This window comes from Paracoccus sp. KKT209 (assembly GCF_055635455.1).
In genome coordinates this window covers 773,265-785,509 of the sequence record NZ_CM145758.1, presented here as the reverse complement: position 1 = coordinate 785,509, position 12,245 = coordinate 773,265, and the positions used below count along the sequence as shown (strand labels likewise).

Here is a 12,245-nt window from a genome sequence, read left to right as displayed (position 1 = left end):
CATCACGGGTGCGAAGTTGAACGAAGTCGCCGTCATCATCCCTGCGCATAACGCGGGCAGGACCATCGCCCAGGCGATCCACTCGGCCCTGGCCGAGCCCGAGGTCGTCGAGGTCGTGGTCGTGGACGACGCCTCGACCGACGACACGGCCTCCGTGGCGCGCGGTGCGAATGACGGCAGCGGCCGGCTGCGGGTCATGGCCCTGCCCCGCAATGTCGGGCCCGCGCGCGCGCGGAACCTGGCCATCGCCGCATCGCACGCGGAATGGATCGCGATCCTGGATTCCGACGACGTCTTCCTGCCCGGCCGATTCGCGCGGCTCTTTGCCCATCAGGACTGGGACCTGGCGGCCGACAACATCGTCCTTGTCCCCGACCACTACCGCGCAGGACCGGCCCTGCCCGAAGTGCCCGAGTTCCACGACGATGCCCGGATGCTGTCACTGACCGAGTTCGTCGCCGGCAACCTCACCTCCGGCCGGATGTCCCGCAACGAGACCGGCCTGCTCAAGCCCGTGATGCGGCGCAGCATCCTTGTCCAGACCGGGCTTGCCTATGACGAGGACCTGCGGCTGGGCGAGGATTTCATCCTCTATGTGCGGCTGATGGCGCGCGGTGCGCGCTTCCTGACGATCCGCTCCTGCGGCTATGTGGCCTTCCAGCGGGGCGATTCGCTCAGCGCCCAGCACCGCACCGACGACCTTGGCAGCTATGCCCGCGCCGCGCGCCAGATCCTGTCCCAGGAAGACCTGTCCGACGAGGCCCGCAACCTGCTGGTCCAGCAAGAGCGCCTGACCCGCAACAAGTATCACCACCGCCTGTTCCTGGACCAGAAGCGCGCGCGCGGACTGGCCGGTGCCTCGACCGAGGCGTTGCGCGATCCGGGCCGCGTCCTGCCGATCCTGCGCCTGACGGCCCGCGACAAGTACATGGCCCTGATGCGGCGCGCGGGACTGGCCTCGGTTCCGCATCACGCCGCCGGGATCAGGTTCCTGCTGGAGGGCCGCACCGGCCCCTGATCGGTCGATCGGGCCAGCGGCTACACGCTTTTGGCACCGGTCCCCTGCGCTTGTGGACCCGAGGATGCGAATGCAGTATGAACCGTCGAAAAATGCCCGCATAAAAAGACGTGAAGGGTGAGGCCTTTGTGCCCCCTCGGGGCACAGCCGTGTTTTCAAAGAGGAAGGCTGACTGCGTGTTCGTGACCTATCTGGCCCATGACCTTGACGATCCGTCGATCTGGCGCAGGGCCGAGATGCTTCGTCGCGGCGGGGCCGAGGTGCGCGTCGCGGGCTTTCGCCGGGCCGAAGGTCCGCTTCCGGAACCGGCCATCGTCCTGGGCCGCACCGCGAACGGCCGCATGGTCCAGCGCCTCGGTGCGGTGGCCAAGGCCTTTCCGCGGATGGCGCGGCTGGTGCCGCCTCCGCCCGCCGGTGTCACCGAGGTGATCCTGGCGCGCAACCTGGAAATGATGATGCTGGCCGCCTCGCTGCGACGGAGGCGTCCCGCTCGCCTGGTCTATGAGTTGCTGGACATCCATTCGATGATGCTGGGGGAGGGCGCCAAGCCCCGGGCCATCCGCGCGATCGAGGCGCGTCTGATGCGAGGCGCCGCGCTGGTCGTCGTCTCTTCGCCGGCCTTTGTCACCAATTACCTGCGCGCCCATGACCGGCCCGCCGTCCCGACGCTGCTGGTCGAGAACAAGCCCTTCGACGACCTGCTGCCGCAGGGCACCCCGCCGGCCCCGCGCCCCGATGGCGGGCCGCTGGTGATCGGCTGGCTGGGGATGCTGCGCTGTCGCTATTCCTTGCAGGCGCTGGATCGCCTGACGCGCTCGGCACCGGGCCGCGTCCGCGTCATCCTGCGCGGCCGGCCCGCACTGGACGTGCTGCCGGATTTCCATGAGGTGGTGGGCGCGAACCCGGACCTCGACTATCGGGGCGAGTATCGCTGGCCCGACGATCTGCCGGCGATCTATGGCGCGGTCGATCTGGCTTGGCTGGTGGACCGTTACCAGGCCGGGCAGAATTCGGACTGGCTGCTGCCGAACCGGCTGTATGAAGGATGCCTGAACGGGGCGGTGCCGATCGTCCTGCGCGGGACCGAGGTCGCGCGCCATGTCGAGGCCTGGGGCTGCGGCGTTGTTCTTGACGCGCCGACAGACGCCGCAATCCGCGATGCCCTGACCGGCATGGATGCGGATAGCCTGGCGCGTCGCCGCGCCGCCGTCCGGGCGATCCCGCGGGCGCGCCTGTCGATGGACAATGCCGAATGTGCCGAGCTGACCCGCGCGATCTGCGGTCCCCAGAGCCTCGGCCGGGACAGGCGGGCCGCGGCATGAGCGGTCTTCTGATCGTCATCCCGACCCTGAACGAGGCGCGGCATATCCAGACCGTGCTGGACACTGTCCTGTGCTTTCCCGCCGCCCGCGACGCGCTGATCGTGGTGGCGGACGGCGGGTCGCAGGACGCAACGCGCCAGCTGGTCACGCAGATGGCCGCGCGGGACGGGCGCATCCGCCTGATCGACAACCCGGGCCGCCTGCAATCCGCCGCCGTCAACCGGGCGGTGGCGCAGTTCGGCGACGAGGCCACCTGGCTTCTGCGTCTGGACGCCCACAGCCACTACCCCCAGGATTTCGCCGACAAGTTGCTGGAGGAAGCCGCCGCGACCGGCGCCGACAGCGTCGTCGTCTCGATGGAGGCGCGTGGCGAGGGGTTCTGGCAGCGCGCCATCGCCGCCGCGCAGAACTCGCGCCTCGGCAATGGCGGCTCGGCGCATCGGCTGGCGGGGGGCGGCGCTTGGGTCGAACATGGCCACCATGCCCTGATGCGGATCAAGGCCTTCCGCGCCGTCGGCGGCTATGACGAGGCCTTCAGCCACAACGAGGATGCCGAGCTGGACTATCGGCTGACCCGCGCGGGCCATCGCATCTGGCTGACCGGGCGCACGCGGCTGATCTATATCCCGCGCTCCAGTCTCCTGCCCCTGTGGCGGCAATACCAGGCCTTTGGCCGCGGTCGCCGGCGCAACCTGGTCAAGCATAAAGTCCAGCCCGGCCTGCGCCAGGCGGTGGTGGCCGGGCTGGCACCGGCGCTGGCGCTGGCGGTGCTGACCCCGGTCGCGATGATCTTTGCCCTGCCGCTGCTGGGCTGGCTGGCCATCTGCATCCTGGGCGGCTTGGCCATCGCGCTGTCGCAGCGTAGCCTGGCAGGCCTGCCCGCCGGCTTCTTCGCGGGCGCCATGCACCTGGCCTGGTCGGTGGGCTTCTGGCGCGAGGCCCTGAGCGGGCCCTCCTCCCGCAACAGGCGAGGTTCACAGTGAACGACATGATCACCGATGCGGCGCCCGGCGTCCTTATCGCCATCTGCACCTTCCGTCGGCCCGAACTGGCGCAGACCCTGGCGTCGATGCGCGACCTGAAGCCTTGTGGCCTGCCGGTCGCCATTGCGGTCGCCGACAACGATACGAATCCGTCAGCCCGGGACCTGGTAACTGGCATCGCTGCGGATCACCCGCTGCCCCTGACCTACCTGCACGCGCCATCCGCCAATATCTCGATCGCGCGCAACGCGCTGCTGGATCATGCCCGGGCCGTGGGCGCGCGGTTGCTGGTCTTCATCGATGACGACCAGATCGCGAACCCGGACTGGCTGCGCTGCCTGGTCCAGGCCTGGTCGGACCAGTCCGTCGGGGCGATCCTTGGACCGGTGGTCGCGGCCTATCCGGCGGAGGTGCCCGACTGGATGGTCCGCGCGCGTCCGCACGACACTCTGCCCGTCACCGATGAGAGCGGCAGCATCAAGGCCGGCTATACCGGCAACACGCTGATGGATCTGGCCGATCCCGCCTGGCAGGGGCTGCGCTTCGACCTGTCCCGCGGCCGGTCGGGCGGCGAGGACACGGCGCTCTTTGCCCAGTACGGGGCCGCAGGGGGACGCATCGGCTTTGCCGCCGACGCGATCCTGCACGAAACTATCCCCACAGACCGCGCCAAGCTGTCCTGGCTGCTCCGCCGCCGCTATCGGATGGGACAGACCCATGCCAGCATCCTGGCGTACCGGGCTGGGACCGGCGGACGCCTGAAGGCAGCGGGGCTGGCCTCTGCCAAGGCGCTGGCCTGTGGCGCCATGGCCCTGGGCCGCGCGGCCGACCCTGCCCGCCGCAACCCGCAACTGATGCGCGCCGCGCTGCATGCTGGCGCCGTGGCACAGCTGATGGGCGCACGACAGATCGAACTCTACGGCACAACGCCCGGATTGACGCACAATCCGAAAGGAAACTGATGTCCCGCGAACTCAGACACTACGAGCCCGCCCCCACTGTCGAGGTGTCGCAGCCGCCGGCGCAGCAGACCATCGAGTTGCGGCGCCTGCTGGCGGCCGTGCGCCGCCAACGGTGGACGATCATCCTGCCGATGATCCTGATGGGTGCCTTGGGCTTCATCTATGCCAAGTCCAAGCCCTATACCTATACCGCGGCATCGACCCTGCTGCTGGACGGCGCGATGAGCAATGCCGTCCGCCAGGTCGGCGGCATCGAAAACCGCGCCTTGCCCGCAGACACGATCGAAAACGCCCGCGTGGTCCTGACCTCGGACAAGCTGGCCCTCGACGTGCTGGACATCACGCAGCTGGACAAGCAGGAAGAGTTCCTGGTCCCCCGCCAGTCGCGCCTGTCGCAGGCCATCGGCAGCGTCACCGGTCTGCTCACCTGGCCGGTCACCTGGGCCCGCGAACAGGTGGGCCAGCTTGCGGAACCACCGCTGCCGGCGACCGATGGCGGGCTGCCGCTCGGCACTGCCGCCGCCCCGGGGGCCGAGCCGGTCGATCCGGCACGCCGCGCGGCGGCCGCGATGCTCCAGCGCAACCTGGTCGTCAGCCGCGTCGGTCGCAGCGGCGCGGTCGCCATCGGCTTCACCTCGCTGGATCCGACCTGGTCGGCGGCCGTGGCGAATGCCTATGCCGTGGCTTACACGGAGGATATCCTGAACGCGAATGCGCAGTCGGTCGGCCAGACCACCTCCTGGATGGACGGGCGGCTGGAAGATCTGCGCGCCAGAGCGCAGGCAGCGGCCGAGGCGGCCGAGGAATTCGCGGCCACGAACCAGTTGGCCATGACCTCGACTGGCGCGCTTCTGGGCGAACAGGCGCAAAGCGAACTGAACGCCAACCTGACCGCGGCGATCAGCGAACGCGCCCGTGCCCAGGCCGTGCTGGACATCTATGACCGGGTCGTCGAGGGGGGCGTCGAGAACCTGCAGTCCGGCGCCTCGCTCAGCATCGGCGGTGCCGTCTCGGACACGCTGCGCGCGCGCCTGGACACCTACAATGATGTCACCTCGCGCCTTCAGCAGCTGATCGAAAGCTCCGGCCCCGATCACCCGCAGGTGGCGGGCCTGCGCCAGACCCTGGCCAGCGCGGCCGACCGCCTGTTCATCGAACTGCAGGCGCAACGCCAAAGCGCCGAAACCGAACTGCGTGTCGCAGAAGAGCGCGTCTCCGCCCTGCGCCGCAGCCTGGACGAGGTCACCAACGAGAATTCCAGCCAGGCCGCGGCCCTGGTCCGTCTGCGCGCCCTGCAGCAGGAGGCCGAAACGCTGGCCACCCTCTACCAGAACACCCTGGCCAACGCGCAGGAGATCGAGCAGCAGTCCTCATTCCCGGTGTCGAACGTTCGCGTGCTGTCCTTTGCGCAGGTGCCGACAGGGCCTTCGGGACCTGCCAGCAAACGCATCGCCATCGCGGCTGCGCTTCTGGGGCTTTTCTTCGGCCTGGCGCGCGCCGCCCTGCGCGAAGGGCGCGAGACCCATCTGCGGACCGCTGCCGACGTGACCGATTATTCCCCGCTCCGGTTCTTGGGATATCTGCCGGTTCTGGGCCGGGGGCGGCCGATGCGCCCGGACCGGGCCAAGTCGCAGCCCAAGGCGCGACCCGTCATCAGGCGGGCCGACGGGGGGAGGCTGCCCGTCGTTTCGGCCCCCAAGATCCCTCCGGTTCCGGTTCCCGTGCTGCACCACCCGGATTCGATCTATGCCGAAACCCTGCGCCATATCCGGCTGGCGGCAAGCCGGCTTTCGGGCGACACGGCCCCGATCACCGGCGTCACCTCGTTTCATCCCTACCAAGGGCGGGCGCTGGTCACGTTGAACCTGGCAGGCCAGATCGCGGCGACATCGGGCAAGCGGGTCTTGCTGATCGACACCGACGGCCGCGGCCGCCGGCTCAGCCACCTGCTGGGCGTGACCGAAAAACCCGGTCTCAGCGACCTGCCGGAAACGGCGACCGACTGGCGCTCGATGCTGCACGATGTCACCGACAGCCAACTGACGGTCCTGCCCTGCGGCCAGGGATCCAAGGGGGCGGGCGATGACCTGGTGCTGGCCAAGGCGCTGCGGAAGGTCCTGTCGGAGGTGGACGACCGGTATGGCCATGTCATCCTGGATGTGCCGCCGCTCTATCCCGTGGCCCAGGGAATGGCCGTCCTGCGCGAATTGCCCGGCTGCGTCATCGTCGCCGAATGGGGTGCGACGCCCCGCGACATGATCGATCTGGTCCTCGCGAATCTGCCTGAACTGGAGACGACATGCCTTGGGGTGGTATATGACCGTGTTGTTCCGCGGCGCCTGAAGTCCTATCTGGCGCCGGGATCGGTCGAGCACATGCTCGTTTCATCAAGGGCTTGAACTCAGCAGCCTGCATGCCATTTACACAACTCGGGATAGAGACGTAAAAAAAAGTTGCACTTCTTGTAAGAAACGGTTCAAAGTTTCGAGAGGGGGGGAACTATGTTTGCGGTTGTGTATCTGGTCATGCTCATCGCGGGAACTGCCGCTACCCTTCTTGGAGGGCTTCAGGCGGCTGCCGGGGCGGAGGTCATCCTGTACCACGTCGTGATGCTGGTCGGCGGGGCACAGGTCCTTCTTCTGGGCGTAGTTGCATCGCTTGCGGCGTGGCAGGCCATGAGGATGTTCGGATCTGCGGAACTGCAAGACGGCTCATCCGCCGGGATCTGTCGCTGGGAACCTGGGGCGCTGGGAGGCGGCCCGTTAGGACCCCGTCATCACTGATCGTCAGCACCTCTCCGCCGGAAGATGGCTGTTCACCCGAATCGTAAGACTACCGAGGCGGAGGGTTGGTGGGAAACGACTGATCGTTCTGGTGCCTCCTTGGTGTCACGGGGAAGTTCTCGCAGGGTAACCTGAGAGGAATATTTTTCGGCGGCACGCCGTTACGAGAGGCGAGCAGGACAAGTTTCCCTGTTCCGGATACTGCTGCCGGTAGAATTCCCCTTGTGGTCGCCAAGCTGCCCCCCACAAGATACAGCGCCCTCTCATCCGTCTTGCGCTGTTCCAGTCGCTGTTCAAGTATTTCCTGATAGCGCAACCTGCCAAAAAAGACATGTCTGGCATGGCCTGCAACTTTCATTAAATTTTTCATCATCTTCGGCCATCAAAAAAATTTCGTGATCCGCACTCTTCCAGGAGTTGCGGCATAAACGCTTGAAAAACCCTCATATACCGTAAACATCTGCGCCGTACCCCTTCGTCTAGGTCGCTATGACCGAAAGGTTAGGTAAGGGTTCCGTAATTGGTCTTTCCAGGAGGGTGACTTTATGAATTTGACCCGCATATATTCGTCGCACGCAGATACGCAGAAAATCGATTTCCGAGTAAACGCCGGCCCCTCTTCTCACGCTGCCCGTGGCAAGGCCGCGGTCACATCCGTACCCGTGGGGGGCCGTCCGAAACGGGCCCTGGACATCGCCCTGGTTGTGGCGGTGCTGCCGTTTCTTTTCATCATCATGGCGGGGCTGGCCCTGCTGGTCAAGGCGACGGCCAAGGGGCCGGTGCTTTATGGCCACAAGCGCGTCGGCTTCAATGGCCGCGAGTTCCGCTGCTGGAAATTCCGCACCATGGTCGTGAACGGTGACGAGGTCCTGCACCAGCACCTGCAGGACAACCCGCAGGACGCCATCATGTGGAACACGACCCGCAAGCTGAACGACGACCCTCGCGTGACGCCGGTAGGCAAGGTCCTGCGGAAGCTGAGCCTGGACGAGCTGCCGCAGCTGCTCAACGTGCTGTCGGGCGAGATGAGCTTGGTGGGCCCCCGTCCCGTCGTGCAGGACGAACTGGACCATTATGGCAGCACCGCGCCCTATTACCTGTCGACCCGGCCCGGCCTGACCGGCCTGTGGCAGGTCAGCGGCCGCAGCGACACGACCTACAGCGAGCGCGTCCGGCTGGACCGCCAGTACATCATGAACTGGAGCCTGGCCCAGGACATGGGCATCATTTTCAAGACGGTGCCGGCCCTGCTCAGCTCGCGTGGAGCGCGCTGACTCCGGGCAGTCATCAGTAGGTCTGGAAGCCGCCGACCCCATGCCTTTCCGCGCTGTTCAGGTGGAAAGGCGCTCCGGAACGGCAGAGACCTTATCCCAGCAGCCGATGCCCTGAAGCCCCGATGGGGGCTTTTTCGTTTCGGGCCCGCGCCCTTCAACAGCGCCAAGTTGGGTCGCGGGCGGCGTCAGGCCTCGCGAACCGCCCGATCCAGCCACGTCGCCCATTCGGGCAGTGGGGACAGCGCGGGACCCCGCCCTGCGCTTGCCTCTGCCGCGACCAGTGCCGCGGCGGGCGCGGGCGGCGCGGTCCAAGGGTCTCCCGGCGCCGGCAGGTCGGGACAGAGGGACGGACCCGCTGCACCGGGCGCCGCAGCGCCGGCCGCCCGGGCACGACGCCGTCGATCCTGAATGCTGCCCAGCAGACGCGACAGCATCGCCGGGTCAAGAAGCCGCGGCGCCGCCCGCAAAACCTGGCGGTTCTTGATGTCGCGGACCAGCATCTCGTATTTCAAGGCCTGGTGCAGCTGCCGCTCCACCTTGGCCGCGACCGCCCGCGCCGCGGGATCATCAAAACGCGGCAGCGCGCGATGGGCCGCAAGGATTGCTGCCGTCGTGTCCACCGACAGGCGATGCGAGACCGAAGTCGCGTGGCGGCGATAGCCGTAGAGCGGGTCTGGCAGCATGATGAACCGGGCGCCGTGAACCAGCAGGCGAACGATCAGTTCGTTGTCCTCGCCGATCTTCAGGCTTTCGTCGTAAAGGTTGTCGCCCAAGGCCTTCCGACAGATCAGCGGCTTGAGATAGCCGAAGGAGGGGATGCCCGCCTCTCCGGCGCTGCCGCGCAGGAACAGCGTCACATCCAGCGGAACCGGCGCCGTCAGGCCCAGGGGCTGCAGCAGCGTCCGCCCGCCCGGAGCCTCCACCGTTCCGAAATGGACCAGGTCATCGGCGACGATATCGGCCCCCTGCGCCCGCGCGACCGCCAGCAGCCGCTCCAGCCGCCGGGGATGAACCAGATCGTCGCTGTCGACGATGGCGATCCAGTCGCCGCGCGCCACCCGCAAGGCGCGGTTGCGGGTGCCGGCGGGTCCCAAGCTGCGGCCGGAAGGCAGGATGCGCAGGCGGTCGTCCCGGATCGAGGCGGCCACTTGGAGACTGTCGTCATCCGAAGCATCGTCCGCCAGCAGCAACTCGATCCGGGCATGGCTCTGGGACAGGACCGCGTGGATCGCCGCGCCAAGGTGGCGGGCCCCCCGATAGTTGGCCATGATGACGCTGATCAGGGGCTGGCTGCCGTCATCCGTCGCGTGCTGTTCCATGCCGGTCATGCGCCTTTGGTTCTTGATGCCCCGCCTGCATAGCCGCCCCGTCCGGGGACGACAACCGAAGGTCAGGCCAGCCGAAGTACCCGTGTTCGGGCAGAGGGCGCGACCTTGGGGGGCTGCGTCGCCAGACGGAAGCTGCGCCCGTAATAGAGAGCGGCCACCACCAGCACCGATCCTATGTCGAACTGGAAGAAATAGACGACCTCGACCCACATCAGGATCAGCTGGCGGACCATCAGGACGGCAAGGAACAGCGAGGCTGCCGATCGGGCCTGCACCGCCCAGGACAGCACGAAATAAACCGCCGAGAAGAACAGGACCGCCTGCATGGCCACGCCGATCAACCCGATCTCGACCGCGTTCGAGATCAGCGTGTTGTGAAAGTTGAAGCCGCTGCGCCCCTCGATCCCGAAGATCTCCCACAGCTGCTCGGCCAAGGGGTTGCCGATGACCCAGAAGGCCTGGAAGCCGGCCCCCCGCAGGGGCCGCTCCATGATCTCAGCGAAGGCATAGCCCCAAAGCTCGGTTCGGCCGGTCAGCGTCATGTCCTTGCCGGTGGCGTCCAGGAACTGCGCGGCGATCTGGTCGATGACGGTCGTGATCATGACCCCACCCGCCGCCACGAGGACGATCGAGAGCACGATCACCACCAGCCGGGTCGGCGCCTGCATCCGCTGCAGCAGCATCAGCGGACCCACCGCCGCCACGGACACCGCCACGGCGGCAAGCGCGCCGGTGGAATTGCCCATCACCATCAGCGTCGCGCCCAGGCCGGCCGACACCAGCGCCAGCAGACGCCAGCGCCATCCCATGCGGCGGTCCAGAAGGACGGCAAGCCCCACCAGGAACAGCAGTCCCATGGCAAAGGCCAAGGCGTTCTTGCTGCCATAGATGCCTAGGTAGCCCATCCCATTTTCGCGCGCGTTGCCCGATGCCAGGCTGAGGACGCCGGCGATGAAATGCGTCAGAAGGACGATCTTGACCAAGGCCTGCGGAGTGATTCGCTGGCAGATGGCCAGGGCGATCACCATGGTCAGCATCAGCTGGATGCCATAGCGCAGGCTGACGCCCGCGTAATCGGACCAGGCGAAGGACACGAGGCACCAGGTCGCCATGGCGATCAGCAGCAATTCGCGTCGGACGGCCCGGAACACCCCGTCGGGGCCCGTGACGATAAGGATCATGCCGCCCAAAAGGAACATCAACGCCCCTTTGGACTCCAGAAGCGGCAGCAATGTCAGTCCCAGGATGGTGACGAAGGCGATCACCACATCCGGCGTCCAGCGGATCGTCAAGCCCTGCCGCGGCGCGCGTCGGCGGACCGGACGCCGGGCCGGCGCCCGCACAGGGGCATTGGTCAGCATGTGACCGACTCGGGGAAGAGGCAGGACTGGCCCAAAGGCGTATAGGCCAGCCAGTCGACCTCGTATGTCAGGGGACCCGTGCGCGGCCCTTGCAGGCCCATCCAGTCCGTCAGCTCGCTCGTGCTCCAGAAGGACATGTAGATCTTTTGCGGCCCGTCGGGCAGGGCCGTTCCCGGCTCGGTCTGATGCACCTGCCGGCCATCCAGGAACCAGGTGATGCGCTCGGGCTCCCACTGCATGGCAACGGTGTGGAACTCCTCGTCCAGCGGTGGCTGGACAGGCGCGGTCCCGCCGCTCAGCGGCTTGCCGTCGACATAGGTGTTGAACGTGACCTCCCCGGTATCGCGGGTCAGGATCTCGATGTCGATCTCGTCATGCTGCGCCCCATGCACAGGTCCGGCATATGTGAAGACCGAGGCATTCAGCCCGGAGGCACGGGGGGTCCTGATCCGTGCCTCGATCGTGCCATATTGGGCAAAGCCCTTGCTCTGGACCTCGCCGCAGGTGGCGCCGGTCCCTTTTTCGGCGTCGGCAGGAATATGAGCCAACCGCAGATGTCCCTCGGCCACCGAGACGGCATCGCGCGACCACTTGCAGTCCATCCAGGCGCCGTTGCTCCACCCGTCCGAGATGTACCAGCGGCGGTTGTCCAGGCGCAGATGGCTGAAATCCTCCTTGAAGCCTTCGCGGATCAGCGGGCCGGGCGCCTCGGCCCATGCCGGCGCGGCCGAAACCGCCAACAGGCCGGCAGTTGCCAAGCGCAGCGCGAAAAGGCAGTGGGTCCGGGTCATGGGTCATCCTCAGCCAGAAGTCCGACAGGCACCGGTCCGGCAGCCCCCTTTGGTTATGCGAGCATGGCGGAAACAGGTCAATTGCAAGCTGCGGACAAGAATCCGTGCATTGCACAAGAAAATCGGCGCCTGCGAATGATGCGTTCCGCGGGCAGGAAGGGAGATTGCTGCGATGAGAGGCGCATGGGCAGCTCTCCGCCTGCAGGATCACCACTGGCCCTGGCCAGTCACCGGGCCCATCGGTGTCTCTCCGTCGCGACCCGAAGGCACTGAATTTCAACTCTATCCCGGCTCAGGCGCCCATTTCCAGCCTCTGACCTTCCCGCGGCCGTTCCCGGCAGGCGCCGCCTCTTGACCTGCACCGGCCGGGCGGAAAGAGGCCGACGCGCCCGCCGCCCCTGTCGCCCGACAGGGCATTTGACT

Annotated in this window: 9 protein-coding genes; 6 read left to right on the top strand and 3 right to left on the bottom strand. The window is 67.0% G+C overall.

What is annotated here, in order from left to right:
• Positions 1–16 precede the first annotated feature (16 nt).
• The 6 genes from ACZ2G3_RS03935 (at position 17) to ACZ2G3_RS03910 (ending at position 8,342) form a co-directional block, all read left to right on the top strand.
• Positions 17–1,018 carry a glycosyltransferase family 2 protein gene (locus ACZ2G3_RS03935; protein ID WP_470397787.1) on the top strand — a complete coding sequence of 334 codons (1,002 nt, stop codon included), beginning with the start codon at positions 17–19 and terminating at the stop codon, positions 1,016–1,018.
• A gap of 176 nt (positions 1,019–1,194) precedes the next feature.
• Entirely contained in the window at positions 1,195–2,340 is a 1,146-nt protein-coding gene (locus tag ACZ2G3_RS03930) for a glycosyltransferase (RefSeq protein ID WP_470397786.1), read from the top strand.
• Positions 2,337–3,323 carry a glycosyltransferase family 2 protein gene (locus tag ACZ2G3_RS03925; RefSeq protein WP_470397785.1) on the top strand — a complete coding sequence of 329 codons (987 nt, stop codon included), beginning with the start codon at positions 2,337–2,339 and terminating at the stop codon, positions 3,321–3,323. Before ACZ2G3_RS03930 ends, ACZ2G3_RS03925 begins: the two co-directional genes overlap by 4 nt.
• 5 nt (positions 3,324–3,328) lie before the next feature.
• The gene (locus ACZ2G3_RS03920; RefSeq protein WP_470399042.1) at positions 3,329–4,285 is read left to right on the top strand and encodes a glycosyltransferase family 2 protein; all 957 of its coding nucleotides are present in this window, start codon (positions 3,329–3,331) and stop codon (positions 4,283–4,285) included.
• Positions 4,285–6,684: a GNVR domain-containing protein gene (locus ACZ2G3_RS03915; RefSeq protein ID WP_470397784.1), complete on the top strand. Its 2,400-nt coding sequence runs from the start codon at positions 4,285–4,287 to the stop codon at positions 6,682–6,684. Before ACZ2G3_RS03920 ends, ACZ2G3_RS03915 begins: the two co-directional genes overlap by 1 nt.
• Before the next feature lie 1,094 nt (positions 6,685–7,778).
• Complete coding sequence (locus tag ACZ2G3_RS03910; protein ID WP_470397783.1) at positions 7,779–8,342, top strand: sugar transferase; 564 nt, start codon at positions 7,779–7,781, stop codon at positions 8,340–8,342.
• 185 nt (positions 8,343–8,527) lie between these two features.
• Here the strand turns inward: ACZ2G3_RS03910 and ACZ2G3_RS03905 are convergent, their stop codons facing one another.
• The 3 genes from ACZ2G3_RS03905 to ACZ2G3_RS03895 form a co-directional block, all read right to left on the bottom strand.
• Positions 8,528–9,670: a glycosyltransferase family 2 protein gene (locus ACZ2G3_RS03905; protein WP_470397781.1), complete on the bottom strand. Its 1,143-nt coding sequence runs from the start codon at positions 9,668–9,670 to the stop codon at positions 8,528–8,530.
• Between the two features lie 62 nt (positions 9,671–9,732).
• Complete coding sequence (locus tag ACZ2G3_RS03900) at positions 9,733–11,031, bottom strand: O-antigen ligase family protein (RefSeq protein ID WP_470397779.1); 1,299 nt, start codon at positions 11,029–11,031, stop codon at positions 9,733–9,735.
• Positions 11,025–11,822: a family 16 glycosylhydrolase gene (locus ACZ2G3_RS03895; protein ID WP_470397777.1), complete on the bottom strand. Its 798-nt coding sequence runs from the start codon at positions 11,820–11,822 to the stop codon at positions 11,025–11,027. Before ACZ2G3_RS03895 ends, ACZ2G3_RS03900 begins: the two co-directional genes overlap by 7 nt.
• Between the last annotated feature and the right edge of the window lie 423 nt (positions 11,823–12,245).

Excerpts from the sequence above, each read along its gene's own strand:
- ACZ2G3_RS03895 (WP_470397777.1), bottom strand. The coding sequence starts at position 11,822 with ATGACCCGGACCCACTGCCTTTTCGCGCTGCGCTTGGCAACTGCCGGC.
- ACZ2G3_RS03905 (WP_470397781.1), bottom strand. The coding sequence starts at position 9,670 with ATGACCGGCATGGAACAGCACGCGACGGATGACGGCAGCCAGCCCCTG.
- ACZ2G3_RS03920 (WP_470399042.1), top strand. The coding sequence starts at position 3,329 with ATGATCACCGATGCGGCGCCCGGCGTCCTTATCGCCATCTGCACCTTC.
- ACZ2G3_RS03900 (WP_470397779.1), bottom strand. The coding sequence starts at position 11,031 with ATGCTGACCAATGCCCCTGTGCGGGCGCCGGCCCGGCGTCCGGTCCGC.
- ACZ2G3_RS03925 (WP_470397785.1), top strand. The coding sequence starts at position 2,337 with ATGAGCGGTCTTCTGATCGTCATCCCGACCCTGAACGAGGCGCGGCAT.
- ACZ2G3_RS03915 (WP_470397784.1), top strand. The coding sequence starts at position 4,285 with ATGTCCCGCGAACTCAGACACTACGAGCCCGCCCCCACTGTCGAGGTG.